This window comes from Emticicia sp., assembly GCF_049241225.1.
Taxonomy (GTDB): Bacteria; Bacteroidota; Bacteroidia; order Cytophagales; family Spirosomataceae; genus Emticicia.
In genome coordinates this window covers 1-1,769 of record NZ_JBMLRC010000334.1, presented here as the reverse complement: position 1 = coordinate 1,769, position 1,769 = coordinate 1, and the positions used below count along the sequence as shown (strand labels likewise).

2 protein-coding genes and 1 pseudogene are annotated in these 1,769 nt (G+C 38.5%); all 3 read left to right on the top strand.

Features of this window, described 5'->3' with window-relative positions; all coding sequences use genetic code 11:
• Positions 1-77 precede the first annotated feature (77 nt).
• Complete coding sequence (locus ACOVO2_RS17905; RefSeq protein ID WP_421771295.1) at positions 78-569, top strand: RNA polymerase sigma factor; 492 nt, start codon at positions 78-80, stop codon at positions 567-569.
• Positions 562-1,152, top strand: coding sequence for a hypothetical protein (locus ACOVO2_RS17900; RefSeq protein WP_421771294.1), 591 nt, complete (start codon positions 562-564; stop codon positions 1,150-1,152). The genes ACOVO2_RS17905 and ACOVO2_RS17900 overlap by 8 nt, the downstream gene beginning before the upstream one ends.
• A 105-nt stretch (positions 1,153-1,257) precedes the next feature.
• Positions 1,258-1,769: pseudogene (locus ACOVO2_RS17895) on the top strand (hypothetical protein); the annotation flags it as partial.

The following is a 1,769-nucleotide window of genomic DNA, read 5'->3' as shown; positions in this document are numbered from 1 at the left end:
CTTAGTTTTTCTCCCTTTATATCGAAACGCAACCAAAGCCTTTGACACTATCGCACAACATATCGGAAAACGAACTGGTGAGCCGCTGTCTTGCCAAAGACCGCAACGCACAGTATTTGCTTTTTGAAAAATATAAAAAAGCAATGTTTACGAAAGTTTTTCGATTGCTAAACGATTATGACGAGGCCAACGATGCCCTGCAAGAAGGATTTATCGAAGTTTTTAGGAGTTTGGCCGATTTTAAGGCCGATTCAACGCTTGGAGCTTGGATAAAAACCATCATGGTTCGGCAAGCGATTCGCCGTCGAAAATTCTTGGATAAGTTTGAAAGTTTAGATGTTGAAATGCACGAAACAGCTTTTGAAGTAGCTGATACCTTCACAGGTCAAGAATTAGACGAGGCCATCAGAACTTTACCCGAAGGTTGCAGAGCAGTTTTTTTACTGGCCGAAGTAGAGGGATTTATGCACAAAGAAATTGCCGAAATGTTGAATATTTCGGAGGGAACTTCAAAATCACAACTTTCACACGCCAAAAAGTTATTGAGAAAAAAATTAAGCGATGCCTAAAGATTTGAACGAAATATTGCCCGAATTTGAGCCAAAAGCCAATCTATGGACCCAAATTGAGCAAACGCTCGATTTTGATGACTTGCTTGAGGCTAAAATAATGGATTTGCCCGAATTTGAGCCATCGATAGAATGGAACAGGGTTTTGGAAGAAATTTCGGTGGAGAAAAAGCCAAAAACAGTCAAGTTTCCGAGCTTGATTCGTTGGGGATTTGCGGCTTCGGTTTTGTTGGCACTTGGTTTTGTTTGGTTGTTTAATAAAAAATCTGATGAAGGTGTCATTTCTTACTCGGTTGAAAAACAAGTTGAGATAAAATCAGATTTGCAAGCCAATGTTAGCACTTCCGAAAGTGAAGCCGAGGAATTTATCAATCAGCAATGCGAAGAAGTTGAGGTGGTTTGTATGAAGCCCGAAGTGAAAGAACTGAGAGCAGAATTGGCCGAATTGAACCTCAATCAAAGAGATTTGGAAACGCAAATGAAGCAGTTTGGCAACGACCCAGCTTTGGTGCAAGCCCAAATCAAAATTGAAAACCAAAAAGCTCAGATTACGAAAGAGTTAATCAATATTTTGAGAAGCTGAGTGCTAAAGCACAATTAAGAATGTAGAATTAAGAATGTAAAGTTTTGATTATCAGCCAATTTTTTATTTTATAAATTTAGCCTTAGCACTCAAATACACACAATTATGAAAAAGACAAGTCATTCTACTAAATCTACACAAGCACCAAGCCGAAAGCCCTCCTTGCTGAGGAGGGCAGGTTGGAGTTTTTTACTGCTGTTTTCATTCGCAGGTTATGCCCAGCAGCTTCAAGTCGTTACTAAATCCATACAAAAAGAAATCATCTATTCGGCTGGCTCAAAAATCAATCTAAACGCAAAAAAAGCCGACATCATTATTAAAGGAAAATCAACCGACCGAATAAGCATCGTAGTAAAATTAATTGCCAAACATACCGACCGAAGCATTGCCGAAAAAGAGCTTTCGTACCTCAATTACGAACTAAAAAACGCTTCGGGCGTGATTGATTTATCAAATTCTTACGAGATTCCGAAGTCGGCAGGTAAGTTGCGTAGTCAAGTAAATACAGTTTATGAAATTACGATTCCAAATAAAGCTAATTTGTTGATTATTAATTCTTTTGGCAATATTTCGGTCAATGATTTTTCGGGAGAATTGGCCGTAAAATTTAATTTCGG

What these genes read in the sequence shown, in the direction of transcription:
- ACOVO2_RS17900 (WP_421771294.1), top strand. Translation starts at nt 562, where the DNA reads ATGCCTAAAGATTTGAACGAAATATTGCCCGAATTTGAGCCAAAAGCC.